The sequence below is a fragment of the Hominimerdicola alba genome (assembly GCF_900112155.1).
Classification (GTDB): Bacteria; Bacillota; Clostridia; order Oscillospirales; family Ruminococcaceae; genus Hominimerdicola; species Hominimerdicola alba_D.
The window spans coordinates 149,336-174,168 of sequence record NZ_FOKQ01000003.1; the positions used below are offsets into that span (position 1 = coordinate 149,336).

Annotated in this window: 27 protein-coding genes and 1 pseudogene; 17 read left to right on the plus strand and 11 right to left on the minus strand. The window is 44.5% G+C overall.

Features of this window, described 5'->3' with window-relative positions; all coding sequences use genetic code 11:
• Window positions 1-7 precede the first annotated feature (7 nt).
• The 3 genes from BM265_RS02810 to BM265_RS02820 form a co-directional block, all read right to left on the minus strand.
• Window positions 8-394: a RidA family protein gene (locus BM265_RS02810; protein ID WP_074959953.1), complete on the minus strand. Its 387-nt coding sequence runs from the start codon at window positions 392-394 to the stop codon at window positions 8-10.
• The gene (locus tag BM265_RS02815; RefSeq protein ID WP_074959954.1) at window positions 387-1,403 is read right to left on the minus strand and encodes a tyrosine recombinase XerC; all 1,017 of its coding nucleotides are present in this window, start codon (window positions 1,401-1,403) and stop codon (window positions 387-389) included. The genes BM265_RS02810 and BM265_RS02815 overlap by 8 nt, the downstream gene beginning before the upstream one ends.
• Window positions 1,404-1,586: 183 nt before the next feature.
• Window positions 1,587-1,880 (minus strand): hypothetical protein, encoded by a 294-nt coding sequence (locus BM265_RS02820; protein WP_074959955.1) that lies wholly within the window; start codon window positions 1,878-1,880, stop codon window positions 1,587-1,589.
• 397 nt (window positions 1,881-2,277) lie between these two features.
• Between BM265_RS02820 and BM265_RS02825 the strand changes: the two genes are divergently transcribed.
• From BM265_RS02825 to BM265_RS02845, 5 genes are all read left to right on the plus strand, one after another.
• Window positions 2,278-2,988 carry a LytR/AlgR family response regulator transcription factor gene (locus BM265_RS02825; RefSeq protein WP_074959956.1) on the plus strand — a complete coding sequence of 237 codons (711 nt, stop codon included), beginning with the start codon at window positions 2,278-2,280 and terminating at the stop codon, window positions 2,986-2,988.
• Window positions 2,988-4,265 carry a sensor histidine kinase gene (locus BM265_RS02830; protein WP_074959957.1) on the plus strand — a complete coding sequence of 426 codons (1,278 nt, stop codon included), beginning with the start codon at window positions 2,988-2,990 and terminating at the stop codon, window positions 4,263-4,265. Before BM265_RS02825 ends, BM265_RS02830 begins: the two co-directional genes overlap by 1 nt.
• A gap of 98 nt (window positions 4,266-4,363) precedes the next feature.
• A complete protein-coding gene (locus BM265_RS02835; protein ID WP_074959958.1) occupies window positions 4,364-4,945 on the plus strand; it encodes an accessory gene regulator ArgB-like protein in 582 nt (193 codons plus the stop codon).
• Window positions 4,942-5,547, plus strand: coding sequence for a hypothetical protein (locus BM265_RS02840; protein ID WP_074959959.1), 606 nt, complete (start codon window positions 4,942-4,944; stop codon window positions 5,545-5,547). Before BM265_RS02835 ends, BM265_RS02840 begins: the two co-directional genes overlap by 4 nt.
• Window positions 5,548-5,680: 133 nt before the next feature.
• Window positions 5,681-5,830, plus strand: a complete 150-nt coding sequence (locus BM265_RS02845; RefSeq protein ID WP_074959960.1) for a cyclic lactone autoinducer peptide — start codon at window positions 5,681-5,683, stop codon at window positions 5,828-5,830.
• A 186-nt stretch (window positions 5,831-6,016) separates the two neighbouring features.
• Here BM265_RS02845 and BM265_RS02850 read toward each other — a convergent pair whose 3' ends face one another.
• From BM265_RS02850 to BM265_RS02885, 8 genes are all read right to left on the minus strand, one after another.
• Window positions 6,017-6,505, minus strand: a complete 489-nt coding sequence (locus tag BM265_RS02850) for an acyl-CoA thioesterase (RefSeq protein ID WP_074959961.1) — start codon at window positions 6,503-6,505, stop codon at window positions 6,017-6,019.
• A gap of 13 nt (window positions 6,506-6,518) precedes the next feature.
• Window positions 6,519-7,700 carry a DNA polymerase beta superfamily protein gene (locus BM265_RS02855; protein ID WP_074959962.1) on the minus strand — a complete coding sequence of 394 codons (1,182 nt, stop codon included), beginning with the start codon at window positions 7,698-7,700 and terminating at the stop codon, window positions 6,519-6,521.
• A gap of 4 nt (window positions 7,701-7,704) precedes the next feature.
• On the minus strand, window positions 7,705-9,801 hold the full coding sequence (locus tag BM265_RS02860; protein ID WP_074959963.1) for a glycogen debranching protein: 2,097 nt from the start codon (window positions 9,799-9,801) through the stop codon (window positions 7,705-7,707).
• A gap of 163 nt (window positions 9,802-9,964) precedes the next feature.
• On the minus strand, window positions 9,965-10,774 hold the full coding sequence (locus tag BM265_RS02865) for a TIGR02452 family protein (protein WP_074959964.1): 810 nt from the start codon (window positions 10,772-10,774) through the stop codon (window positions 9,965-9,967).
• 9 nt (window positions 10,775-10,783) lie between these two features.
• Window positions 10,784-11,386 carry a pentapeptide repeat-containing protein gene (locus BM265_RS02870; protein ID WP_074959965.1) on the minus strand — a complete coding sequence of 201 codons (603 nt, stop codon included), beginning with the start codon at window positions 11,384-11,386 and terminating at the stop codon, window positions 10,784-10,786.
• A 130-nt stretch (window positions 11,387-11,516) separates the two neighbouring features.
• Window positions 11,517-12,479 carry an SPFH domain-containing protein gene (locus BM265_RS02875; protein WP_074828470.1) on the minus strand — a complete coding sequence of 321 codons (963 nt, stop codon included), beginning with the start codon at window positions 12,477-12,479 and terminating at the stop codon, window positions 11,517-11,519.
• Window positions 12,480-12,498: 19 nt separating this feature from the next.
• Window positions 12,499-12,936 (minus strand): NfeD family protein, encoded by a 438-nt coding sequence (locus BM265_RS02880; RefSeq protein WP_074959966.1) that lies wholly within the window; start codon window positions 12,934-12,936, stop codon window positions 12,499-12,501.
• 210 nt (window positions 12,937-13,146) lie between these two features.
• Window positions 13,147-13,680, minus strand: coding sequence for a flavin reductase (locus BM265_RS02885; RefSeq protein WP_074959967.1), 534 nt, complete (start codon window positions 13,678-13,680; stop codon window positions 13,147-13,149).
• Window positions 13,681-14,041: 361 nt separating this feature from the next.
• On the opposite strand from BM265_RS02885, the gene BM265_RS02890 reads away from it, so the two are divergent.
• From BM265_RS02890 to BM265_RS02945, 12 genes and pseudogenes are all read left to right on the plus strand, one after another.
• Complete coding sequence (locus BM265_RS02890) at window positions 14,042-15,271, plus strand: argininosuccinate synthase (RefSeq protein WP_024856709.1); 1,230 nt, start codon at window positions 14,042-14,044, stop codon at window positions 15,269-15,271.
• A 39-nt stretch (window positions 15,272-15,310) separates the two neighbouring features.
• The gene (locus BM265_RS02895; RefSeq protein WP_074828487.1) at window positions 15,311-15,742 is read left to right on the plus strand and encodes a pentapeptide repeat-containing protein; all 432 of its coding nucleotides are present in this window, start codon (window positions 15,311-15,313) and stop codon (window positions 15,740-15,742) included.
• 148 nt (window positions 15,743-15,890) lie between these two features.
• Entirely contained in the window at window positions 15,891-16,328 is a 438-nt protein-coding gene (locus BM265_RS02900; RefSeq protein ID WP_074959968.1) for a C-GCAxxG-C-C family protein, read from the plus strand.
• 21 nt (window positions 16,329-16,349) lie between these two features.
• Window positions 16,350-17,723, plus strand: coding sequence for an argininosuccinate lyase (gene argH, locus BM265_RS02905; protein ID WP_074959969.1), 1,374 nt, complete (start codon window positions 16,350-16,352; stop codon window positions 17,721-17,723).
• Entirely contained in the window at window positions 17,704-18,171 is a 468-nt protein-coding gene (locus BM265_RS02910) for a hypothetical protein (RefSeq protein WP_074959970.1), read from the plus strand. The genes argH and BM265_RS02910 overlap by 20 nt, the downstream gene beginning before the upstream one ends.
• Before the next feature lie 21 nt (window positions 18,172-18,192).
• Entirely contained in the window at window positions 18,193-19,146 is a 954-nt protein-coding gene (gene argC / locus BM265_RS02915; RefSeq protein WP_074959971.1) for an N-acetyl-gamma-glutamyl-phosphate reductase, read from the plus strand.
• Window positions 19,147-19,403: 257 nt separating this feature from the next.
• Window positions 19,404-20,501 (plus strand): annotated as a pseudogene (locus BM265_RS02920) (glycoside hydrolase family 3 protein).
• A 12-nt stretch (window positions 20,502-20,513) separates the two neighbouring features.
• Entirely contained in the window at window positions 20,514-21,812 is a 1,299-nt protein-coding gene (argJ, locus tag BM265_RS02925; protein ID WP_074959972.1) for a bifunctional glutamate N-acetyltransferase/amino-acid acetyltransferase ArgJ, read from the plus strand.
• Window positions 21,813-21,864: 52 nt separating this feature from the next.
• Window positions 21,865-22,617: a TraX family protein gene (locus tag BM265_RS02930; protein WP_074959973.1), complete on the plus strand. Its 753-nt coding sequence runs from the start codon at window positions 21,865-21,867 to the stop codon at window positions 22,615-22,617.
• Window positions 22,618-22,626: 9 nt separating this feature from the next.
• The gene (locus BM265_RS02935; RefSeq protein WP_074959974.1) at window positions 22,627-23,259 is read left to right on the plus strand and encodes a GyrI-like domain-containing protein; all 633 of its coding nucleotides are present in this window, start codon (window positions 22,627-22,629) and stop codon (window positions 23,257-23,259) included.
• A 38-nt stretch (window positions 23,260-23,297) separates the two neighbouring features.
• Complete coding sequence (gene argB / locus BM265_RS02940; protein WP_074959975.1) at window positions 23,298-24,161, plus strand: acetylglutamate kinase; 864 nt, start codon at window positions 23,298-23,300, stop codon at window positions 24,159-24,161.
• Complete coding sequence (locus tag BM265_RS02945; RefSeq protein WP_074959976.1) at window positions 24,161-24,808, plus strand: hypothetical protein; 648 nt, start codon at window positions 24,161-24,163, stop codon at window positions 24,806-24,808. The genes argB and BM265_RS02945 overlap by 1 nt, the downstream gene beginning before the upstream one ends.
• Window positions 24,809-24,833 lie beyond the last annotated feature (25 nt).

The following is a 24,833-nucleotide window of genomic DNA, read 5'->3' on the forward strand; positions in this document are numbered from 1 at the left end:
CTCCAAACTATGCGTTCGCATCTTCTGGTTTGCCACAGTATGCGATGGCATCCGCCTGGAACTGCAAGCCGTTTTCTCCGCCGATGTGGGCAAACTCGGTCTGTATGGATTTGCGGACGGGGTATCTGCCGTTGAAGCGTTCTTTTATTACTTTTTCCATTATGGGGATATTCCATACATCGCGGAAAAGGCAGTCCATCTGTACTACGTTTTCAAGAGTAAGGTCAAAAAGGGCGAGACGTTTTTCCATTTCATCGAAAGCGCCGTTTATCTGTTCTTCAACAGTACCGCCTACGTTGCCTGCGCAGTAGTTTATGAAGCAGTAATCCCCTGCTTTGATTATGCCAGAATGGCACCATTGTTCATTCACATCTTTTCTGATTATTTCACTCATCGTTGTCCTCCTTATCTGTCTTCTTTTTATGCTTTGGTGCTTTGTTTCCCGCCAGAGGGTTGGCGTTTGCCGCCTGACGGAGATTCTCGTTGCTGAGGTGAGTGTATATCTCAGTGGTGGCAAGGCTTTCGTGACCGAGGATATCCTTGATGACCAAGGTATCCACGTTGCCGTACTGATACATCAGGGTCGCGGCAGTATGGCGGAGTTTATGGGTGGTTATGCCGAGGTTTCCCAGCCCCGCTTTTTTCAGGCTTTCTTCCACTATCTCCTGAGTGCGGCGGCGGGAAATTCGCGTATTTCGGTTGGAGAGGAAAAGAGCTTTCTCCTGAGTCTGGACAGAAAGACGGATAGGCAGATAGGCTTTCAGGGCACTGATACACGCTTGATTTATGTAGACTATCCTTTCTTTCTGACCCTTACCGAAAAGTCGGAGAGTTTCACTCTCGAAACTGAAATCGCTGAGATTTAACCCGCAGAGCTCCGACAGACGCATACCGCAATTCAGGAACAGAGTTATCATGCAGTAATCCCGCTCGAAGTGGTCGGATTCTATGGAAGAAAGCAGGCGCTGTGCGTCCTCTAAGGAGAGATATTTGGGGAGAGTTTTGGGAAGTTTGGGTATCTCCAGCTGAGTTAGTGGATCGGATGGGATAAGGTTCTTTTTCAGGTGAAGATAGGAGTAAAACTGTTTTAATGCTGAGGTCTTGCGTGCGCGGGTCTTCAGAGAATTTGCACGGTCTTCAGCCAGCCATTTCAGGTAATCGTAAGCATCTATAAGCCTGAGTTTTCGGACATACTCAAAGGGCACTCCCCCTATGGGAATTTCCTCAAATGGGATCTTGTTTGTATCAACTTCATTATGAAGGATGCGCATATAGCGCAGGAATGTCCTGAGGTCGATGTAGTAGGCTTCAACTGTCCTGTCACCTCTGCCTTTTACAAGCTGCATATATGTGAGATAATCTGCAAGGTAATCAGGGCAGTCATCATAATAGGCTTTTTTCATTTTTTCATCTCCATATCATTGCGAAACGTTCGTTATAACTGATTATACAACATTCGCGGGGAGAAGTCAACTTTTCTGAGAACACGAGATTTCTGCAGCAAAATGCAAAAAGCCCACCCTTGCGGATAGGCCTCTGCGATGGAGCTAGTCCACGGTCAAACCGTGGATATAAATATGAGTTTGTTACTCTCTCGCTGTTGTACCAAGGAAGTTGCAGGAATCGCTGAGCGTAGTGCCTGTAGATTCATAATTTGCTCTTCTGTTTACGTTAGGATCATATGTGACCCACTTATTTCCGTATACATCTTTGCCCAGCTTGACATTGCAATACGCTGTGAACAGCTCGCCTTCTTCAATGCCGTACTGACCCACATCCAGTTCTTCGCTCTGTCCCACACAGATATCCTTGCCTGTACCAGGAACACGAGTCTGCTCATCGTCTCTGAAAACATAGATCTCAAGCTCATATACATACATATCGGTATTTCATATAATGAGTGTTTCAGGTTTTGATATCTGTCCGATGAACTAATATAAGTATAGCATATTAAATTTATATTTCAACAGTTTGCACACGAAGTGCTGATTTATGCGCACAAGATGCGTATTTGTTAATATAGTTATATTAGTTTAGATATTTTTTATTCATATCATGCTTTTTTGAATAAGATAGTCAATTCTTCTGCGTTATTTTGAGTACAGACTCGTAATTTTTGTTCACAAAAAATTGACATTCGACTGAGTTACAGATTTATCGCGGAAAATATCATCGAAAGTATGTACAAGATAAGAAAATTATCATATCAATACTTGATTAATGTAAGAATGAATGATATACTAAAATATCAGAGTACTGCAAAGGAAGGTGACAGCCTTGGTTAATATCGCGATCTGTGATGATGAAAAAAACTATGTTGATACACTGCTGAATGACATTGCTGAGATCTACGGAGAGAACAGCGGCTTTCATTTCAGGTCATTCAACAGTGGTGAGGATATTATTTCAAATTTTACCAGAGGTGAGTTTGATATTATCTTCATGGACATTGAAATGAAAGAGCTGGACGGTCTTAAAACTGCGGAATATATACGTTCCATAGACCGCAATGTTATACTCGCATTTCTTACAAATTACGATAAGTTCGTATATTCGGGCTACGAGGTGAATGCTTTCCGATATATACTGAAAGATCAGGCGCGTCCTATATATCTAAAGCAGATAAAAGACACCATCGATGAATACAGCAGAAAGTTCAAGTACATAACCATATATCTGAATGATGTTCTGCAGAAACTGATGATAGATGATATATACTACATAGAGGTATACTCTCGGGAGATCATAATCCATCTGGCGGATAAGTGCCACAGGACAACGGGCAAGCTGAAAGACTACGAGAACAATTTCAAGGGAATGTATTTTGCCAAGCCTGACAAGAGCCATCTTGTAAATGCGGCGAACATCGATTTTGTGGAAAAGGACAGGCTGCTTTTGAAAAACGGCGAACATCTTTACATAAGCCGAAAGCATTACAAGGAGATCGTCGATACTTTTGTTGAGTACACAAAAAGCAGGTGCATCTGATGAACAGGACGGAAATAATTGCTGAACTGCTGAACAATGCAGCGGAATCACTGATAATAGTTTTCTTTCTGTACAACATATTCAAGGAGAGATACTATCATGGTTCCAGGGGCATAGCACTGATGACTGTGATATCAATATCGGTATTTTCGGCGCTATCATTCTTTACGCCTGTGCCTTTGCTGAATCTCGGAGCAACTCTGCTTATACTGGTGCTGACTTCCCATATCTGGTTCAACGTCAGTATGATAGAACGATTGTTTTACTCAGTGATGTTTGTTGTTATTGCGCTGGTGTCGGAATTTCTGCCGATGACGGTGATATATATGCTTGATATGGGAACTCCGATAGATCAGCTGTCTTCAGGAAGAGGGCGGTATATCGGAATGATACTGTCGAAGATATTCATGTTCTGGATATCGGTATATATCATTGAATACCTTAAAAACAAGACCCGCTCGATCCCACTCAGAAACTGGATGGCTATCTTTCTCACACCATTTTTCAGCATATTTATACTGTACTGTATGTTCGATCCAAACAGAGTTGACAGAAAGGACACGGTGATCTTTATATCATCGGCGGTTGGTCTGCTGGCGGTGAATCTCTTTGTATTCGACTTTTTTGATGTGTACGCCAATCAGCTGAAAATGGCACTGATGGAACAGCAGTTGAAAAATGATGAGGACAATTACAAGCTTATCGAAGACAAGTACAACGAGATACGCACCCTTAGACATGATTTTAAAAACCAGATAGCGGTAGCAAACGATATGTTTGAGAAAGGGCTTACAAGCGAGGCAATAAAGCATCTGAACGATTTGCAGGACAAGCTTTCGGAAACAAGCGGTGTATGCTATACCGGTATTTCCTCGGTGGACTCCATAGTCAATCTGAAATGGCAGGAAGCTTTGAAGCATGATATCGAGTATGTTACCCAGATAACTGTCAGCGACAAGATAGAACTTGACGATCTTCTGCTTTGCAGGATATTTGCCAATCTGTTGGACAATGCCATCGAGGGATGCGAGCGGTACAGCGGTGACAACAAATTTATCAGCATCAGGATAAGCCAGATAAATGGAAATCTGCATATAAGTATTTCAAACTCCTCGAATCAGGTGGACGTAGATGATCTGAGGACGGAGAAAAGTGATCTTTCTGCTCATGGTTTGGGAGTTAAGAGCATCAAAAAAGCTGTTGAACAACTTAACGGAATAATCACCTTTAAGTGCGAATGTGAAATCTTTTCGGCTGATATAATAATAAAATATTAACTAAACTGCACTTCATGCACGATTAATCGTACTTCATGTAAAACTAATTGAAAAAATGAATAAAACACGCTATACTGATTGCAGGCGGTGAAAATGAAATGATTACCAGACTTGCAAAAAGTACAGCGTGTTTTTTTGTTGACAACAAGATAATCGAAGAGGAAGACAAGGAAGTATATTCCTACGGCATGGAACTGCTTCTGTCGACGGTGGTTAACTTTGCTGTTGCGATAGCAATCGCATTGTTGACAAAGTCTTTTATTCCCTGTCTTGTGAATCTGACTGCTTTCCTGACACTTCGGGTAAATGCAGGAGGTTATCACGCTGATACTCATCTTGGCTGCACGATGACATTGGTATCGGTGATGCTTGTGTTTATATTTGCCGAGAAGAATATTTCAGTAACGGCTATGTTCTATAGTTCATTGTTAATGCTGATGCTTTCAAACATACTGATCATAATGCTTTCACCTGTGGAACACCCTAACAAACCTATTGATGATGATATGAAGATCAGACTCAGGAACAAATCAGTAATTTGGGCGGGTATATGGACGGTGTTCTGCATAGTATTTTTGATCATCGATGTGCGTTACTGCTTTTATGCGGCATCGGGAGTATTTACGATAGCTTTGGCAATGATAGCCGAGAAATTCAAACTTAAGGAGAAAATAGGATGAAAAACATGGTAAAAGACAAACTGATAAATGATTACAACGATCTGAGTTATCATACGGATGATACTTTCACGAAATATCGGTTTACTTACAACGGCGTTTATGTTCACGTTTATTTTGACGCTTATGACTATCAGGCACTTTCACTTTCTGTGATACTGATTTATGAGAGGGATTATTATTACACCTCGCTGAATGTTGACGATACGGATACTAACATTGAATATCTGCACAAGATACCTCTCGGGATACTGAGAAGAATACTTGTGAATAAAAAGCTGGACGATATGTTCGAGCATCTTGAAGAGCATATACTTAACAGCACTCCCGAAGAAGGACGTTATTCAGATGACAAGCTTTTCAGCAGTACGCTGAAATTTTCGGGAAAGAGAAAGGATCTGCCTTTCTGGAAGAGTATAAAGCACGTAAGAATGAGCGATGATACACTCAACAGGCTGAGAGTGACATCAAATATAAGTTTAAGCACACTAAAAAAGATACAGTCTAAGAATATGACTCTGGTCAAGACACAGTTCCCCAAGGACAGGAAAAACATAAAGATGATTCTTGATTCAAAAGGGATAGATCTTGAACTGAGATCGTAAATAAAGTCTTAGTCGGACGGAATATGGACAGGCTATGGTATTAATTCCCGGCAGTATGGAAGCGCGGCTGTTTGGTAATTTGCAGCCGCAGTTGTCGGGGTTATAAATATTATTTTAAAAGGAGTGGAATTCTATGAAAACTTTGAAAAAACCAATTGTTAAGTGCAGCACAGCTTTGGCATCCCTGGCACTGAAAGTTGGTGTTCGTACCAACAAACAGGCCTGCATATTCTGGTATAATCAGCCGAAAGAACCTAAAGGTATCAGTAAATTCCGAAAATAAAGCGGAATTTATGAAATACAAAAGTAACACCCGATCTTTTGCTTTCAGCCGGCAGGACCCTCTGAGCTGTCGGCTGTTGGCGCGGATCAGGGCAAGTGATCTTCGCGATCCCCTTTTTAAATGTAAAACAAATACCACCTCGGCTTTTACATGGGCTGAGGCGGTATTTGTTTTTATATTCTGGTATTAGTAGCCTTCGGCTGTTCTTTGTTTGCGGATAGCTATGCGCTTGCGGGCGCCTTCGTATTCAGCCTGTTCGGTTATGCCCTCGGGAATTATACCGTAGTCTATGGGCTTTGGTCTGCCGTTTTCATCTACGTGTACACAGGTGAGATAGGCGTGGTTTATGGCTCTGCGGATACCTGAGCCTTTATCTTCAACATAGGAATCAACGCGGACTTCCATTGAAGTTTTGCCGACGTAAGTGACCTTTGCGATGAGTACGACTATATCGTTTATGAACGCGGCGTGCTTGAATTTCAGGCTGTCCACCATAAGCGTGACGGCATTTCCTCCGCAGTGGCGCATGGCGGCTACACCTGCGGCTTCGTCTATCCATTCCATCAGTCTGCCGCCGAAAAGACGGTTTTCACCGTTGATATCACGGTACTGTATAAGCTTGGTTATCTCGGTGATGGAATCCGAGACACGTTTATCGCCCTTGGAATAAGGCATGGTTGTTTCCTCCTTAAGATTTTGATGATCGGAGATATCTCATGTGGATATCTGTGAGAAGTCGGCTGACTTTTATTTTATCCGGTCTTTCGGGGAGCTTGCTGTTTTCATAAGCAGTCAGGAGCTTTTTATCCATTTGGTTTACTATATCGAAGAACTCGGATGAAAGGGTGTTCTGCTCAGTGTTGAAATACTCCCCTGTTTTGATGCTCATGAGAAGGTCATGTTCCTTTTCGCGGTATGTTATTATCTCGCCGCGGGATAGGATATCCTCAGCCATGAAATAAAGTCTCAGCAGATGCATAGCGTGTTTATTCAGGTGGTAGGTATCCTTTTTGTGGTTGCGGTGTCCCAGATGCTTATTAAATTCCTTGACGCAGGAAGTTATCTCGTTGGCTACAATGCTGAATTCATTTGCGGGGAGCATATCCATATCAAGAGAGAAGCACAGCAGTACTTCTTCATCGGTTATTGGCTTGCCGTTTACCTTAATCTCGGTGATTGTATCATTGAAAAGCACGCCAACATCGTAGGCATCAACGGGAGTGCCGTTTACGGTAATCTTATTACCGCTTTGGTCGGTAACGTGCATTTTCAGGCATTCGCGTTTATAGTGCTTGCACTCCTCTTCGAGATGGCGCTGTATTCGCTCGATGGAATCGGCAAGGGATATGCTTTTGAAGACGTTTGAGCCGTTATCCTTGCCGATGGCATTTTTCAGACGCTGGAACTGACCTCTGGCATAGCCTGCAAATGAACCGTAGGCGAGTTTGCTCAGGAATATCTCACGATTATCCAGCAGGAGTTTTCCATAGTCGCTGACCATGGCGTAGTGTTCGGGTCTGCACCCAAGCATTTCGATGGTGTTGGGATTGCATTTATAGAACAGTGCAACTATCTTGCCCAGGACGTAAAATGTGGTATCGGTGGGACGGTCGATGTACTGTTCAAATCCGTTTGCGCCGTAAATGTAGTGTTCGTTTTGGGTGGAATTTTCATCTTTCAGAAACCCGCAGCCCAGAAGATCGGAAGGTTCGGGCATTACTATGCCGCGGATATCAATATCAGATTCGGGAGTGTTAAGCCCATAGGATATGCTTCCGCCGAAAGTCAGCAATGCAATGCGATTGCCAAGAAATGGGTCGGTTTTAAGAAAACTGTACTCCGGGGCGGAGATGACTTTTTTTATATCCATCAGATCACCTGTAAAGACCAAGTTTCTTTATTGCGGATGCGACGATAACGCTTCTGGGTTTCAGGCTGTATGTATTGCCGTTACGGTAGATAAGGGCATTGAAATCCGTACCCTTTTTGTAGGGAACAAAGGTATAAAAATCAACGTTCCAGTCGTAACCCTCGGGGAGAGCGGGAAGTTCGATGGAACAATCCTCCCAGTAAGCGTTGATGCCTATGAACACGGCATCGTCATTGCCCTTTTTATCCTTGCCTGCGAACATAACGCCGATAACGTGGTCGTGGTCGTTTGTGTTTTTGTTCCATGCGGTGGTATTGTGTATGCTGGTATCGGGAAAACCGAATGCTCCCTCGTTGGTGGCGTGCCTTATGACCTCATGCTTTTTGCGGAAAGCTATCATATCACGGACGAAATCATGTATCTCGCGGAATTTTTTAAGCCTGGACCAGTCAAGCCATGAGACTTCGTTATCCTGACAGTATGCATTGTTATTGCCGAACTGGGTGTTGCAGAATTCATCGCCCGCGTAGAACATAACTGCTCCCCTGCTGAAAAGCAGTGTTGCAAAAGCGTTCTTTATCATTCTCATTCGCAGACCAATTACCTCGCGGTCGTCGGTATCGCCCTCAAATCCACAGTTCCAGCTGGTGACACTGTTATCGCCGTCGGTATTGTTCCAGCCGTTGGCTTCGTTGTGCTTGGTATTATAGGAGTAGAGATCGTACATGGTGAAGCCGTCATGACAGGTGAGGAAGTTTACCGAAGCATTATGCCAGCGTTCGGGGGGATAAAGGTCGGCTGAACCTGTTATCCTCTGGATAGCAGCCCATGCCATGCCGTTATCGCCTTTGAGGAAACAACGCAGGTCATCACGGAAACGACCGTTCCATTCAGCCCATCTGTTCCATGAGGGGAAGCTGCCGACCTGATAAAGTCCGCCTGCATCCCATGCTTCGGCTATAAGCTTACACCCGCTGAGTATGGGGTCATATGCGATGGTTTTCAGAAGGGGCGGGTTCTCCATGGGAGTACCGTCCTCACTTCTGCCAAGGATAGATGCAAGATCGAAGCGGAAACCGTCAACGCGGTACTCTATGACCCAGTAGCGCAGGCAGTCGATGATAAACTGCTGAACTATGGGGTGATTGCAGTTCATGGTGTTTCCGCATCCGCTGAAATTTACATACTTTCCGTTGGGGGTCAGCATATAGTAGACGCTGTTGTCTATGCCCTTGAAGGAGAAAACTGTGCCGTCCTCGTTGCCCTCGGATGTATGGTTGAAGACAACATCGAGGAAAACAAGTATGCCGTTTTCATTACAGGTGCGTATAAGATTTTTCAGCTCATCGCCCTCGTGGTTGTACTCGACCTTTGAAGAATAGCTGGTATTCGGAGCGAAGAAACAAGTTGTGTTGTAGCCCCAGTAATTCATCAGCAGATTGCCCTCGTGGTGACGCTCCTCATAGAGTTCGTCAAATTCAAAGACGGGCATAAGTTCGATAGCGTTGACACCCAGCTTTTTCAAGTATGGTATCTTCTCGATAACACCATCAAACGTACCCGGGTGCTGAACACCTGAAGTCAGGCTGTTGGTGAATCCTCTTACGTGGAGTTCGTAGATAACGAGGTCGCTGAAAGGTATATTATGGCTGACGAAATTTCCCCAGTCAAATTTATCAGTGGTTACTCTGCCGTGATAACTGCCGTCGCTCGGGGCTTTTTTGCCCCAGACGCTCTGTCCTGTAACAGCCCTTGCGTAGGGGTCGAGGATATTCTTTTTATCGTCAAAAAGCAGACCTTTTTCGGGGGCATATTCTCCCGAAAAGCGGTAACAGTATTCGATCTCATAGATATCAAGACCGTAGATCATGATAGACCATGTATCGCCTATGCGGTAGCTGTCGGGGATAGGAATGATGGCAAACGGCTCGGTCTCGCCGCGCCTGAAAAGCACTACGGAACAGCCTGTGGCATTTGAGGAATGAATAGTGAAATTAACAGCATGGAGCATTGCAGAAGCGCCGTTCAGGGTATATATACCGGGACGGCATTCAAATCCTGCGATGATATCTGTAGCTTTGTAGGTAGACGAATTTTTCATTATATCACAGCCTTAAATCATTAATATGTTATGATAATATAACAAAGTGAATATATCATATCTTTGATTATATACCATTTTGAACAAATTATCAATTGAATTTTTGTATAAAAAATGACCGCCATATTTGGTAAAGCGGTCACGGAATGTTAAATTGAAGCTGTCATTTTCCGAATGTATCTCGGAAGACATTGTAATTTGTGGGATTTTTAGGGGAACAGTATACTGCGAATTCGATGTTTTTGAAATAGTATCGGTACTTTTCGGTGAGATCTTTCATGACCTTTGCCACAACTTTCGGGGGATTGCGGAAAGCACCGCAGCCGAATGCACCGAGGATAAAGGTCTCAGCGCCGTTATTTATGGCGGTGATGAAAACTCTTTCAAGGCGCTTATACTGTATCTTTGCGAGGGTATCGTCATAGATCCTGGTGTAGCCGCTGAGATTCGGAGAGGCACAGGTAATGACATCTACCTTGAACCACTCTTTTTCAGGTCTTGGGACAGGTGATGCGGTATCAGTCTTGATGCAGTAGACATCTGGAGTGAATATGAGATCATCGTTATAGATAAGATCGCTGAACATAGTCCTGTGGGGCATATAGAAGCCTTCCATTATCTTATACGACGAAAGACATGGAAAGAGAGTTGTTATTCGGCATATGCACTCTTCCTGAGCTTTTGCGCCGTTTACCACACCGCCGCCCGGATTTTTGGCGGATGCGAAATTCAGTATGCATACCTTGGTGTCTTTATACTGTTCAGCAGATTCTATGGTACGCTTTTGGGTAACGGATATTTTAGCCGGAGTCAGGTAAGGCTCGGCTTTAAGGTCGATCGATTCACTGTCAAGTAAAATATACTGACGATTAACAGAGCTTTGGAAAGCACCTTTCAGGAGGCTGTTATTACTGCACTGTTCAATAGTGTCATTGAAGATATTTACGAGAATTTCTTTATCGTTGCCGCGCATGGTAACACCTCACTTTACAATTAATCCCAACAGCTTTGCAAGGTCAGCTGCCTGTTCATATGTTACTGTCACGCCGCGGAGTTCGGAAAGTTCACGGGAGAGGACTATGCCCGATATATCACATTTTGAGAAGTCGGTGCCACGCATTTTTGTCATGAACAGTTCAGCGCTGACAAGCTTTACATCTTTAAAGGTCGTTCTTTTAAATTCGCTTCGGGAAAGAAGCGCACCCGACATATCGCAGTCGGTGATGGTGCAGGCATCGAAGGTGGATTCGGAGAAAAGTCCGTAGGTGAAGGAACTTGTTTTCAGCGTAGACTGCTTGAATACAGCGCTTCCGAATTCTGCGCCGTTTGCTTTACAGCCCGTGAACTCACATTCCTTAAAATAGCAGTCACCAAGTTTGCAGTTGGAAAGGTCGCATTTATCGAACTTACAGCCATAGAAACAGGCTTTGGTTAGGTCGCACTGAATAAAGCGACAGCCTTTGAAGACTACCTCGGAGAATTCAAAACCACTGATATCTTCGGAAGCAATGATCTCACGCTCGTATTCGGCGTTCTTGATCTCCATATCCTGATCTCTGACTTTTGAAATATCATCTGTAAACATAATTATCACCCGAAATATCATACCATATTATTTTAAAAATGTAAAGACAACAGATGAAAATTTACATCAAGTTATTTTACTTTACGGGTATGAATGCACAAAAAAGCCGCCCGAAGGCGGCTTGAAATTATTACTGGTTTTCCTTAACGATCTCCTTGAGACCTGTTGCAAGACCTGCAAGACTCTGAATCTCGCTTGGGATAATGATCTTGGTTGCCTTGCCGTCAGCTGCTTTGCTGAATGCTTCAAGGCTCTTGAGCTGGATAACTGCTTCGTTAGGATTAGCAGCATTCAGCTTAACGATACTGTCAGCCAGTGCGCGCTGTACCATGTCGATAGCCTGCGCTTCACCTTCTGCCTCCAGGATCTTCTGCTCCTTGACAGCGTCTGCACGGAGTATCATGGACTGCTTTTCAGCCTCAGCGGCAAGTATCTGAGATTCCTTGTCAGCCTGTGCGCGGAGTATCTTGGACTCCTTTTCACCTTCTGCAACGAGTATCTGGGACTTCTTTTCAGCCTCAGCCTGAATGACTTTTTCACGTCTTTCGCGGTCAGCCTTCATCTGCTTTTCCATTGCATCCTGGATCTCTCTGGGAGGGATGATGTTCTTCAGCTCGACACGCTGAACCTTGATGCCCCATCTGTCGGTAGCTTCATCGAGTATAGCAGTTATACGTGTGTTGATGATATCTCTGGAAGTAAGTGTTGCTTCCAGATCCAGGTCGCCGACGATATTTCTCAGGGTGGTAGCGGTGAGGTTCTCGATAGCGGAGATAGGTCTTTCAACGCCGTATGTGAATTGCATAGCATTGGTTATCTGGAAGAATACGACGGTATCTATCTGCATGGTAACGTTATCCTTGGTGATAACGGACTGGGGTTTGAAGTCAACTACCTGCTCCTTGATGGATACTTTCTTTGCAACTCTGTCGATAAAAGGAACTTTAACGTGGAGACCTGTGCCCCATGCTGCGTGGAATGTACCGAATCTTTCAACGACATAAACATATGCCTGGGGTACTATCTTTATGTTGGAGATTATAACCAACACGATAAATGCGATAAGTATCAGTACGATCAATAATGGACTCATTTCTTCTTTACCTCCGAATTCAATTCTTTTGTGTTACAACAAGTTTTGCGCCTGAGACCTCGACTACGCTTACGGTAGCGCCTTTCTCTATTGTGCTCCCGTCCTCGGAAACAGCTGACCAGTCAGTGCCGTCCAGTCTGACCCTGCCTTTATTCAGGCTGTTGTCGATGCTCTCGATGACCTGCGCTGTCTTACCGACATCAAGTTCAAAGTTTGTGGGAACAGCGGTCATTCTGACCTTTTTTGCAAGAGGACGTGTCGCTATAAGGAATACTATCGAAGCGATAACGAACACAGCAAACTGCGACACGAATGAAAGCTTCGCGATAGCACAGAACATAGCCGCAAGTGCGCCCAGTGCGAACCAGATGCTAAGCAATCCTGCGCCGTTTGCGATCTCAACGATCACAAAGAATACGAAAGCCACTGCCCAAACGATGATGTAAGTGGTAGCCATAAACAGATCAACTCCTTTCCTGTTCTGAAAATATATATTTCTTTCTGCGGTATTAATTTTACCGCAACATAATTATACCATAATTTTTCGATTTTTTCAATAGGTAAATTCGTATAACAGAAAAAATTTTGCTGACAGAAAAGTGATAGAAATTACAGTGATCCGGTCAAGCAAGCCAACTTGTCGTTCAATGATTATATGTCAAGAAAATCACTTGACATATACCTTTTTGATTATGCCGATGTACTGCACGTGGTAGTCACCTGTTGCATAGTTTGCTTCGATGAGATCTTTGTTGATGAAGCTATCGGGAGTCATTGACTGTACGTATGCTTTTTCACATACGAAAACCAGCTTTGCCTGCTCAAAAGTGACGGAGCAGTCTGCTACAACGGGAACCAGCCCTGTTTCGGCGGATTTATCGCAATCTCTGCCGCTGTGAGAACCGCAGAAGGCCAGTGCTTTCCTCTCGGATTCATCAAAAAAACTAATTGTAAAGGTATTCTCCTTGTCAAGAAATTCCTTGGTATATCTCTGGGGTCTGATAACGGTGGTGAAGGTCTGCTTGCCCCACATTATGCCTGCAAAGCCCCATGAAGCTGTCATGGTGTTCCAGCCGTTCTCGTTACCTGCGGTAACAAGGAACCAGTCCTTATCTATCTTCTTATAAGGATCAAAACCCATTGTATGCAGTTCCGAGGGGTCTACCTCTTTAAAACCGTATTTCTCAGTAAGTATGCTCATTTTCCATTCCGCCTTTCGCGTAAGATTTATGCTTATACAAGCATGATACTATTATACTCCATATTTTATGAAAATGCAACCGTTTTGTAATTGCTTTTTTACAGAATTGGTGTTATAATAGTCTATATGTAGGGCGTTTTTGTCGTGGGATATCTGTATGCAGTGTTGAGGATTTTTCATAATATGCATGATATTCTGCATATTATTGTATTTTATACGTAATATTCATCAAAAATTTGCATATTCGTGTAATTTTATGCGTAAAACCCCTTGACAAATCCGAATAATGGTGTATAATATGATTATTGTTTGACATACTATTCACCTTATGCCTGAATTTTTATTTTTGGAGGAATACATCATGGCTAAAGAAATCAAAAAAGTTGTACTCGCTTACTCGGGCGGACTTGATACTTCTATCATCATCCCGTGGCTGAAGGAAAACTACAATAACTGTGAAGTTATCGCAGTTTCCGGCGACGTTGGACAGGGCACAGAGCTTGACGGCCTGGAGGAGAAGGCTATCAAGACAGGCGCTTCCAAGCTTTACATCGAGGATCTGACAGAAGAGTTCATCACTGATTACGTTTATCCCACCGTACAGGCTGGCGCTGTATACGAGAATCAGTACCTGCTGGGTACTTCCTTTGCTAGACCTATCATCGCAAAGAGAATTGCTGAGATCGCTATCAAGGAAGGCGCTGACGCTATCTGCCACGGCTGCACAGGTAAGGGCAACGATCAGGTAAGATTCGAGCTGGCTATCAAGGCATTTGCACCCGATATGCAGATCATCGCTCCCTGGAGAATCTGGGATATCAAGTCCAGAGATCAGGAGATCGATTATGCCGAGGCACACAACATTCCTCTGAAGATAAACAGAGAGACCAACTACTCCAAGGATAAGAACCTGTGGCACCTTTCTCACGAGGGTCTGGATCTTGAGGATCCCGCAAACGAGCCTCAGTACGAGAAGCCCGGTTTCCTGGAGCTGGGTGTATCTCCCATACAGGCACCCGACAAGCCCACTTATGTTACTATCCACTTTGAAAAGGGTATCCCCACCGCTGTTGACGGCGTAAAGATGGGCGGCAAGGATCTCGTTGCAAAGCTGAACGAACTGGGCGGCGCTAACGGTATCGGTCTGGCTGACCTTGTTGAGAACAGACTGGTTGGTATGAAGTCCAGAGGCGTATACGAGACTCCCGGCGGAACTATCCTGTACAAGGCTCACGAGATACTGGAGACCATCACTATCGACAAGGAGACCGCTAGAATGAAGAGCTACATCGGCATCAAGTTCGCTGATATAGTTTACAACGGTCAGTGGTTCACACCTCTGAGAGAGGCTCTGAGCGCATTCGTTACCGAAACACAGAAGAATGTTACCGGTGATGTTAAGCTGAAGCTGTACAAGGGCAACGTTATCAATGCAGGCGTTACTTCTCCTTACACCCTGTATGATGAGGAAGTTGCTACATTCGATGAGGATGATGTTTACAATCAGGCTGATTCCGCAGGCTTCATCAATCTGTTCGGTCTGCCTATCAAGGTACGCGCTAAGCTGGAGCAGAAGAGAAACAATAAGTAATCTTACGCCGTAAAAAATCTATTATTAGGAGGTCATAGTATGTCAGACAAGAATTCTTACTTTGAACCGGGCTTCGACAAAAAAGTAGAGATATCCTACGATAATCTTCCCAATTCGTCTTTCGAGGACGTTAATCTGGGCGGTGCGACTTTTACCAATGTTAATCTGAAAGGCTCAAATTTTGAAGATGTCAACATGGATGACACCATCTTTGACAACATCAGTATGCAGAACACCAGATTCACCGATATGTACATGGTAAATTCCCGTTTCCTTGGCGTTAACATAAGCGGTTCACGTTTTGGCTGTTCTATCATGAACAATGTTGAATTCAAGAATCCTGATCTGAAGAATTCTCAGTTCATACATTGTGACCTCACAGGTGTTGAGATCAGCGACTGCAAGATAGATGGTCTGAAGATCAACGGCATCGACATCCAGAAGCTTCTGGAACAGCACGATAAGGATTGATCGTCCGTTTGGCGGACGCTAGCAGGTGTTCGGGCAGAATAACTCCTTGGTTCGGGTTATTTTGCCCATGCCTGTTTATACAGACTGCCCTGTGCAGGACGGTCTGTATAAGCAGACTAAATGATCATTATAAATAAGGAGAAGTATCATGACACACAAAGACAAGGCTTTGAGTCTTTTCAGTCAGGGATTTCATTGTTCTCAGGCTGTTCTTGGTGCTTTTGCAGAAGAACTTGGCATGAGCGATGAACTCGCTCTCAGTGTCAGCGGCAGTTTCGGCGGCGGTATGAGGAACGGTGAAGTCTGCGGTGCTTGCACGGGAGCGCTGATGGCTATCGGTCTGAAATACAGATTTTTCAAAGCCGATGATATCGGCAGCAAAGAAAAGAACAATGCTGTTACTTCGGTATTTTTGAGAAGATTCAAGGAAAAGAATGGCTCATTTCTTTGCAGAGAGCTTCTCGGATATGATCTTTCAGACCCGAAGCAGCAGGCTGAGGCTCGCGAAAAAGGTATGTTTACGGAATTCTGCCCGAAGATGGTCGCTAGTGCCGTTGAGACAGCAGAAGAACTTATGAATGAATAAATAAAAAGGACGGTAAGTAAAATGGCTGGAAAAATGTGGGCAGGACGTTTCACTAAAGAGGTAGACGAGAGGGTCAACGATTTTAATTCATCTATCTCATTTGACCACAGAATGTACAAGCAGGATATCGAGGGTTCTATCGCACACGCTACTATGCTGGGTGAATGCGGTATAATCGATATCGAAGAGAGCAAGAAGATAATCGAGGGTCTTAAGGGCATACTTGCTGATATCGAAAGCGGCAAGCTTGAATTTGACCCTACTGCCGAAGATATCCATATGTTCGTGGAAGCTGAGCTGACTTCAAGACTTGGCGACACAGGCAAGAGACTACACACTGCGAGATCGAGAAACGATCAGGTAGCGCTGGATATAAGAATGAATCTGAAAGTTGAGGCTGACGAGATAATCGCGCTGGTAAAGGAACTGGAGCAGACTATACTCAATATGGCTGAAAAGCACCTGACCACGGTAATGCCCGGATATACTCATTTACAGAGGGCACAGCCCATCACTTTCGCGCATCATCTGATGGCTTATGCAAATATGCTGCTGAGAGACCTGGGCAGACTTGAGGACTGCAAGAAGAGACTCAACATTATGCCTTTGGGCAGTGGTGCGCTGGCTTCAACCACTTATCCTATCAACAGACAGAGAGTATGCGACCTGCTGGGATTTGACGAGATAACTCAGAATTCACTGGACGGCGTTTCGGACAGAGATTTCTGCATTGAACTGGCTTCGGCTATATCCATGCTGATGATGCATCTTTCAAGATTCTCGGAGGAGATAATACTCTGGTGTTCATGGGAGTTCAAGTTCGTTGAGCTTGACGACGCTTATGCAACAGGTTCTTCCATAATGCCCCAGAAGAAAAACCCCGATGTTACCGAGCTTATCAGAGGTAAGACAGGAAGAGTTTACGGCGACCTGAACACTCTGCTGGTAATGATGAAGGGCACTCCCCTTGCATACAACAAGGATATGCAGGAGGACAAGGAAGCTATCTTTGATGCTGTGGATACCGTTAAGCTTTGCCTGAAAACATTCATACCAATGCTGGATACCATGACTGTTCTTAAAGATAACATGAGAAATGCTGCTGCAAGAGGTTTCATAAATGCTACCGACTGCGCAGATTATCTGGTAAAGAAGGGTATGCCTTTCAGAGATGCTTACAAGATAACAGGTACTCTGGTACACACCTGCATCGAGCTGGGCTGCACTCTTGAAACTCTGCCTATGGAAGAGTACAAGAAGCTCACAGAGAATTTTGACGAAGACGTTTATGAGGCAATAAGCCTTGACACCTGCGTTATGCAGAGAAAGGCTGCAGGCGGACCTGCACCTGAATCGGTAAAGGCACAGATTGCGTATGTACGTGAAAGGATTTAATAAGATAAGGCAGAGCGAGGAGCTCAGCGCAGCGGCAGTTTTTCTGCTGTGGCTGGTCTTCGGAATAGGGCTGGTTATTCTGGTGGACAAAGTTATACCAAGCATACTGACCCTTATGCTGGCTTTCGGGTTTATATATCCTACAGGTTGTCTGGTAATGTTTTTCAGACTTTGCAAAAGCCACGGAGTTATGTGGTACTTCCCTGTTGCAGTCATATTAGTTGATGTTATTATGTACGCGGCATGGGGTACTTACAGGGCGATAATCCCGAATATGCTTATCCTCACCATACTCTGTCTGCTATTCGGATGCGGACTGGGCGGATGTTTTGCGGACAAGGAAGCTGTAAAAGCTTACCGTGAAAACAGACGCTTGAAAAAACTCGGTGAGGACAAACCTTATTCTTCGATAATAGATGATAATAATATCAAAAAAAACAAGAAATGATCTTTTGGGAAGTGTAACGTTATGAGCAATAAATTCAAGGTTTTTATAGATGGTAAAGCAGGAACTACAGGTCTTAAGATATACGAAAGACTTGGCAGGCGCGACGATATCGAGATACTGCTGATAGATGAGGAAAAGCGTAAGGACAGCGCAGAGCGTGCCAAGATGATAAACAGCGCGGATATAGTATTTCTCTGCCTGCCCGATGCTGCTGCAAAGGAAGCTGTAGCGCTGTGTACAAATCCCGAGACAAGGATAATCGATGCTTCTACCGCACACAGAACCGATCCTGCATGGGATTATGGTTTCCCCGAGCTTTCGGAAAAGCACAGGGAGAACATACGTAAGTCCAAGAGAGTAGCTAACCCGGGCTGCTATGCCAGCGGTTTCATATCTCTGGTATATCCTCTGATTCAGGCAGGTGTTCTGCCCGAGGATTATCCTGTAACCTGCCATGCGGTATCAGGTTACAGCGGTGCTGGCAACAAGATGATCAACGTAATCGAGAGCGCTGACAAGACCTTTGAGATGAACTCCCCCAGACAGTATGCTCTTGGTCAGCAGCACAAGCATATCCCTGAGATGCAGAAGATATGCGGCATGAAGTATGCTCCTATGTTCAATCCTATCGTTGATGACTATTACAGCGGTATGGTAGTGAGCGTGCCTCTTGTGACAAGATGCCTGACAAAAAAGTACACTCCCGCTGAGATACACGAGATAATGACTGCACACTATGCTGGTCAGCATTTTGTGAAAGTTATGGAACTTGGCGGTACTGAGACACTGGCTGACGGTTTCCTGGCTGCAAATACTCTGGCTGATACCAACAATATGCAGATATTTGTTTGCGGAAACGATGACCAGATACTTCTGTGTTCGAGATTCGACAATCTCGGCAAGGGCGCAAGCGGCGCTGCTATGCAGAATATGAACATCATGCTGGGCATTGATGAAACAACCGGTCTTGAATAGATTATTAAGGTGAATTTATGAAAAAATCGTTCGCTGCAGCACTGGCACTACTAATAACAATATCAATGGCATCGTGCGGCAATTTCGGCAGACCGGATCCCAAGACGGTCGAAAGAACAAATGAGGATCAGAATTCTTCGCGTAGAAGCCTTGTTGATGAAATGTTCTCAACTGACGAGGAAAGCTCGGTCAGCGATAACGCAGAATACTCAATAGAGGATGATCCGGAAAATTTCGTTAAAGTGACCGTCGAGAATATGACTCTCGAAGAAAAGATAGGACAGCTTTTCTTTGTAAGGGCTGACGCTCTGGAAACAGGATACGAAAACAAGGTCGTAAATGACGACAGTATCGGCGGCGTTACCTATGTTGACGATATGATGATCGATGCCCTTGAAAAGTACCATGTTGGCGGAGTTGCCCTGATGGAAAAGAACATCATGGACGAAGACAAGTTGATAAAACTGACTTCCGATCTTCAAGCGAATTCGGATTATCCTTTGTTTATAGGTATTGAAGAACTGGGCGGTGAGCTGGCGCCTATCGCCAACAACATGAATTTCGATGTGCCGCTCTTCGGCAATATGAACGAAGTCGGTAAAACTGCCACAGCAGCAAACGCCAAGAAAGTCGGCAAAGCCATCGGAAAATATCTGGCGGGCTACGGCATAAACATTGATTTTGCTCCAATCGCTGATGTTTCGGAAGACGATGAAGAAGTTAAAGCCAGCAGTTTTGCAGCTGACCCGATGATGGTATCAGACATGGCAGTGGCTGAGATAGAGGGTCTGCATGAAGCGGGAGTTATGTCGGCGGTAAAGCACTTCCCCGGATACGGTGATGCAGTGACCAATAAGAACAATGTTCCTGTAAATGATATGTCCTGGGACGAGATAATGGAAGACGACGGTCTTGCATTTACTGAAGCACTTGAAAAGACAGATATGCTGATGGTGGGGCACATAATGCTGCCGGAAGTCAGTGACGACGGTCTTCCCGCTTCGATGTCACAGCAGATAATCTAGGGCAAGATAAGAGATGAGCTGAAATTCAGAGGCGTTGTTATAACAGATGCAATGTCCGCCAAATGCATTACAGAAAACTACGTCAAGCGCGAAATTGCTGTAAATGCCATCATCGCGGGTGCTGACATTATACTGATGCCCTATGACCTGGACGAAGCTTACGACTCGGTGCTGAAAGCTGTAGAGGACGGAAAGATAAGCGAAGCAAGAATAGATAAGAGCGTTGAGAGGATACTCTGGCTCAAAGTTAAAAACCATCTTTTTGATGATTATGCTCAGAAGTCTGATGACACATCAAAGGACACAGACAGTGATTCATCGGAAAGCTAAGGAGAAATTGATATGAAAGAAATAAACAAAGTCGTATACGACGGCTACAAATACATTGAGGGCGGCGTTTGTGCTGCCAAGGGTTTCAAGGCAAACGGTCTGTACTGCGGTATCAAGAAAGCTATGGACGCAGCTGAAACTCCTGACGGAAACGAGAGCCCCGTTTCAAATACAAAACCCGATCTTTGTCTGGTAGCATCTGACGTTATGTGCAGTGCTGCAGCAGTGTTCACACAGAATAAGGTCAAGGGCGCCCCTGTAACTGTTTCACAGAAGCATCTTGAAAAGACAGGCGGCAAGGCACAGGGATTTATACTGAATTCCAAGAACGCCAATACCTGCAATGCTGACGGCGAAGCTAAGGCTCTGAAAATGTGCGAGCTGGCTGCAAACAAACTGGGCATCAAGACTGAGGAAATGCTTATCGCACAGACAGGTGTTATCGGTCAGATAATGCCTATCGAGCCTGTTGAAAATGCTATGGACGACCTGTACAACGGACTTGCTTATGACGGCAACGAGAAGGCTGCCATCGCTATAATGACCACCGACACTGTAAAGAAAGAAGTAGCAGTTGAGTTTGAGATAGGCGGAAAGACCTGTCATATCGGCGGCATGGGCAAGGGCAGCGGTATGATACATCCTAACATGGCTACTACTCTGAATGTCATCACAACAGACTGCGCAGTTAGCTCTGATATGCTGAAAAAGGCTCTGAGCGAGATAGTAAAGGTAACTTACAACTGTCTTTCTGTTGACGGAGATCAGTCCACAAATGACACCTGTGCTGTTATGGCTAACGGTCTGGCAGGAAATGCTGAGATCACTGCGGAGGGCGCTGATTTTGACAAGTTCAAGCAGGGTCTGTTCATCATAATGAGCAACATCACAAAGATGCTGGCTAAGGACGGCGAGGGCGCTACTAAGCTTCTGGAATGCAACGTATGCGGCGCAAAGGATCAGGACGATGCTATCATCATCGCCAAGAGCGTTATCTGCTCTCCCCTTTTCAAGTGCGCTATGTTCGGCGCGGACGCTAACTGGGGACGCATACTTTGTGCGGTAGGTTATGCCGAAGCTGAATTCGACATCAACAAAGTAGATGTAAAGATCGCTTCAAAGCAGGGCGAGATACACGTTTGCGAGAACGGTGCGGGCGTGCCTTTCTCAGAAGAGGAAGCAAAGAAGATACTGCTTGAAGATGAGATCTTCATAAATGTATGCGTGGGTAACGGCGAAGGCAGTGCCACTGCATGGGGATGCGACCTTACATACGATTACGTAAAGATAAACGGCGACTACAGAAGCTAAGAGAAACAGAAGATTCTGTAAAGATACAGCACAAAAGAAAGGAAAAAAGAATATGGAAAACACCATCAGCAATGTTTCGGTGTCGTCTGAGGAACACGGTTTCATCAACCGCAATGCGCTGAAATACATAGTTATCGTGGCTATGCTGATAGACCACATAGGTGAACTTTTTGAAAGTTCAATTGACCCCAACATATACCACATAATGAGGTTCATAGGCAGACTTACAGGTCCCACCATGGCATTCTTTCTTGCAGAGGGCGCCAAGTACACGCGGGATATAGCTAAGTATCAGAAAAGGCTTGCGATATTTGCTGCTATATCATGGCTGCCTTTCATATTCGCAAACCCCGGACCTCAAAAACTGATAGAATCTCCCGTATATTTTCTACAGCAGAGCGTAATTTATACACTATTCCTCGGAATAACAGCAATAAGGATCTGGGACAGCCCGAATTACGAAAAAGATGCGAAAATAATATTCATATTTTTGCTGTGTCTGGCTTCGGTGATCGGAGACTGGCCGATAATGGACGTTCTTGCGCCGCTGTTTATGTATATTTACAGAGATGACAAGAAGAAGCGCTATATCGCAGTGACGCTGGCATATCTGCCGATGATGCTGATGGTTCTCATAATGGACGGGTGGCATCAGGCGGGCGTTCTTATGGTACCGCTGATAATAATTTTCTGCTACAACGGCAAGGGCGGAAAGAAGAATGCTTTCAACAAGTGGTTCTTCTACATATTCTACCCTGCACACCTGCTGATACTTGGCATCATAAAATGGGTAGTGCTTGCATAAGGAGTTAATATGGCTTTTGATTTCAAGAAAGAATACAAGGAATTCTATATGCCGTCCAAAAAGCCTGTTATCGTTGATGTTCCCGAAATGAGATACATCGCTGTGAGAGGCAAAGGCGACCCGAATGAAGAAGACGGCGAATACAAGCAGGCTGTCGGGGTGCTGTATGCAGTGGCATATACCTTGAAAATGAGCTACAAGACCGACCACAGGATAGATGGCTTTTACGAGTATGTCGTACCGCCGCTGGAAGGTCTCTGGAAGCAGGACGGTTCGGAGAGCATTGATTACTCACGCAAAGACGGCTTTGAATGGGTGGCGATGATACGTCTGCCCGACTTTATAACAAAGGCTGACTTTGAGTGGGCGGTGGAAACTGCCGCGAAGAAGAAAAAGCTTGACTGTTCAATGGTCGAATACCTCACACTTAATGAGGGGCTTTGTGTGCAGATGATGCATATCGGTTCTTACGATGATGAGCCCGCATCTGTTGAGATGATGGAGAGATTTCTGGAAGAGCAGGGATATGTAAATGATATAGGTGAAGAAAGACAGCATCACGAGATATATCTTTCAGACCCGAGAAAGACCGAGGCTGACAAGCTTAAAACAGTCATCAGGCACCCGATTAGAAAAAGCTAATAATTTCCCACAAGGGATAATATAAAGGAAGATGTAAAATGGATATTTCAAACAGCATTAGAAGTCAGATACTCAGCGACGCTTTGCCCTACATACAGAAGTATCACGACAAGGTAGTTGTTGTAAAATACGGCGGAAACGCCATGACTAACGAGGCTCTCAAAGAGGCTGTCATGAGCGATATCGTTCTGCTGAGCGAGGTTGGCATAAAGGTCGTGCTGGTACACGGCGGCGGCCCCGAGATAAATGCTATGCTCAAAAGAGTTGGCATTGAGAGCAAGTTCATAAACGGACTTAGATACACCGACAAGGAGACTATGGATATAGTCAAGATGGTGCTCTGCGGTAAGCTGAACAAGGAGCTTGTATCGGCTTTACAGCTTCACGGCGGAAATGCGCTGGGTCTCTGCGGATGCGACGGCAGAATGATAATAGCTGAAAAGCTCGACCGTGATGACGGCGAGGACTACGGCTATGTGGGTGAGATAAAGAAAGTCACCACAAAGCCGATACTTGACGCCCTGAACGGCGGCTATGTTCCGATAATCTCAACTGTTGGTATTGGTGAGGACGGACAGAGCTACAACATCAATGCTGATACTGCGGCTTCGAGAATAGCTTCCTGCCTTAGGGCTGAAAAGCTGATACTCATGACCGATATAGTTGGTCTGCTGAAGGACAAGGACGATGACAGCACACTGATACCTCAGGTAAATGTCAGCGAAGTGCCTTTCCTGAAAAAGTCGGGAATTATCAGCGGCGGTATGATACCTAAGATAGACTGCTGTGTGGAGGCTGTCAGACGCGGCGTCAAGAGGACCTCCATAATCGACGGCAGAGTTCCCCACTCGATACTTATAGAACTGCTTACAAATGAGGGCATTGGCACACAGTTCAACTGATGGACAAAAATTACAAGCCATACATCAAGAATGTCACCGAAGAGTACGATGATTCTGCTGAAGGATACAAGATGCGGGACGAGATGGAAGCTTACAGGAAGAAAACGTTCCGGAGTTGGACGATATCAATTTTTGTATCAGTAAATCTATTCTGGCTTCTCCCTTATGGATCTGCGCTTATAATTGATTTCAAAAAGATACTCATGAATGAACCTCTTCATGCAAATCTGAAAGAAGTGCTCCCCTTTGTTGGCTTACCGATCATCGTAACTGCGATCATGTCTTTGTTGGTAGGATTTGTGAAGTACGATGGTGCTCTAAAATCACAATACTCTCCGTACAAACAATATAATATCCGCAAACCCGATGAATATCTGAGGTATAAAAATACTTTCAGATTTACGGAAACGAGTGTTTTCTATGATGGAAGGTATATATTCGGGCGTATGTTTTACAAAGACATTGAGATACTTGTTAGCGATGACTATTATTATATAATACAAGATAATGGATATATAATGCAGGACACTGAAAATATAATACAAGATAATAAAAAATACCGAATGGACATCCACGGTTTTGAATGCGAGCCTGAGCAATTTCTTGAATTGATGAAGAACAAAGGGGTAAGAGTTATTACCGAATAAAAACCTTTCTGAAAGGAGAAAAAAC

Excerpts from the sequence above, each read along its gene's own strand:
- BM265_RS02945 (WP_074959976.1), top strand. The coding sequence starts at position 24,161 with ATGGACAAAAATTACAAGCCATACATCAAGAATGTCACCGAAGAGTAC.
- BM265_RS02840 (WP_074959959.1), top strand. The coding sequence starts at position 4,942 with ATGAAAAACATGGTAAAAGACAAACTGATAAATGATTACAACGATCTG.
- BM265_RS02875 (WP_074828470.1), bottom strand. The coding sequence starts at position 12,479 with ATGAGTCCATTATTGATCGTACTGATACTTATCGCATTTATCGTGTTG.
- BM265_RS02810 (WP_074959953.1), bottom strand. The coding sequence starts at position 394 with ATGAGTGAAATAATCAGAAAAGATGTGAATGAACAATGGTGCCATTCT.
- BM265_RS02815 (WP_074959954.1), bottom strand. The coding sequence starts at position 1,403 with ATGAAAAAAGCCTATTATGATGACTGCCCTGATTACCTTGCAGATTAT.
- BM265_RS02900 (WP_074959968.1), top strand. The coding sequence starts at position 15,891 with ATGACACACAAAGACAAGGCTTTGAGTCTTTTCAGTCAGGGATTTCAT.
- BM265_RS02910 (WP_074959970.1), top strand. The coding sequence starts at position 17,704 with ATGTACGTGAAAGGATTTAATAAGATAAGGCAGAGCGAGGAGCTCAGC.
- BM265_RS02855 (WP_074959962.1), bottom strand. The coding sequence starts at position 7,700 with ATGGATATAAAAAAAGTCATCTCCGCCCCGGAGTACAGTTTTCTTAAA.
- BM265_RS02890 (WP_024856709.1), top strand. The coding sequence starts at position 14,042 with ATGGCTAAAGAAATCAAAAAAGTTGTACTCGCTTACTCGGGCGGACTT.
- BM265_RS02935 (WP_074959974.1), top strand. The coding sequence starts at position 22,627 with ATGGCTTTTGATTTCAAGAAAGAATACAAGGAATTCTATATGCCGTCC.
- BM265_RS02820 (WP_074959955.1), bottom strand. The coding sequence starts at position 1,880 with ATGTATGTATATGAGCTTGAGATCTATGTTTTCAGAGACGATGAGCAG.
- argC (WP_074959971.1), top strand. The coding sequence starts at position 18,193 with ATGAGCAATAAATTCAAGGTTTTTATAGATGGTAAAGCAGGAACTACA.
- BM265_RS02880 (WP_074959966.1), bottom strand. The coding sequence starts at position 12,936 with ATGGCTACCACTTACATCATCGTTTGGGCAGTGGCTTTCGTATTCTTT.
- BM265_RS02865 (WP_074959964.1), bottom strand. The coding sequence starts at position 10,774 with ATGCGCGGCAACGATAAAGAAATTCTCGTAAATATCTTCAATGACACT.
- BM265_RS02860 (WP_074959963.1), bottom strand. The coding sequence starts at position 9,801 with ATGAAAAATTCGTCTACCTACAAAGCTACAGATATCATCGCAGGATTT.
- BM265_RS02845 (WP_074959960.1), top strand. The coding sequence starts at position 5,681 with ATGAAAACTTTGAAAAAACCAATTGTTAAGTGCAGCACAGCTTTGGCA.
- argB (WP_074959975.1), top strand. The coding sequence starts at position 23,298 with ATGGATATTTCAAACAGCATTAGAAGTCAGATACTCAGCGACGCTTTG.
- BM265_RS02885 (WP_074959967.1), bottom strand. The coding sequence starts at position 13,680 with ATGAGCATACTTACTGAGAAATACGGTTTTAAAGAGGTAGACCCCTCG.
- BM265_RS02830 (WP_074959957.1), top strand. The coding sequence starts at position 2,988 with ATGAACAGGACGGAAATAATTGCTGAACTGCTGAACAATGCAGCGGAA.
- argH (WP_074959969.1), top strand. The coding sequence starts at position 16,350 with ATGGCTGGAAAAATGTGGGCAGGACGTTTCACTAAAGAGGTAGACGAG.
- BM265_RS02835 (WP_074959958.1), top strand. The coding sequence starts at position 4,364 with ATGATTACCAGACTTGCAAAAAGTACAGCGTGTTTTTTTGTTGACAAC.
- BM265_RS02850 (WP_074959961.1), bottom strand. The coding sequence starts at position 6,505 with ATGCCTTATTCCAAGGGCGATAAACGTGTCTCGGATTCCATCACCGAG.
- argJ (WP_074959972.1), top strand. The coding sequence starts at position 20,514 with ATGAAAGAAATAAACAAAGTCGTATACGACGGCTACAAATACATTGAG.
- BM265_RS02870 (WP_074959965.1), bottom strand. The coding sequence starts at position 11,386 with ATGTTTACAGATGATATTTCAAAAGTCAGAGATCAGGATATGGAGATC.
- BM265_RS02895 (WP_074828487.1), top strand. The coding sequence starts at position 15,311 with ATGTCAGACAAGAATTCTTACTTTGAACCGGGCTTCGACAAAAAAGTA.
- BM265_RS02930 (WP_074959973.1), top strand. The coding sequence starts at position 21,865 with ATGGAAAACACCATCAGCAATGTTTCGGTGTCGTCTGAGGAACACGGT.